The organism is Gilvimarinus sp. 1_MG-2023, from assembly GCF_030548285.1.
Genome location: NZ_JAUOSC010000848.1, coordinates 1 through 283, shown reverse-complemented (window position 1 = coordinate 283; position 283 = coordinate 1). Strand labels below are relative to the sequence as shown.

The 283-nt window shown below is 51.6% G+C and carries 1 protein-coding gene; it reads right to left on the bottom strand.

Annotated features, from left to right (window positions below; translation table 11 throughout):
* On the bottom strand, positions 1-283 hold a 283-nt coding region (locus tag Q4563_RS19290), incomplete at both ends, for a sugar phosphate nucleotidyltransferase (RefSeq protein WP_303605663.1).

The window sequence follows — 283 nt, the reverse complement described above, 5'->3', positions numbered from 1 at the left end:
GCATCGACCCGAACAAAGTCCATATCTTCTGCCGTGGCTGACATCGCTTTCACACAGGCAGCATGAATATCCGGACGGAAGCGCTCCAGTTCTTCCAGATAACGATCAGCCCGCACCATAAACATGCCACTGTTCCAGAAATAATTTCCGGCACCCAAGTATGTTTGCGCTGTTGCTGCATCTGGCTTCTCAACAAATTGCTGTACAGCCAGACAGCCACCATCAACTTCCGCTCCCGCCTGAATATAACCATATCCCGTCGCCGCTTCAGTGGGCACAATAC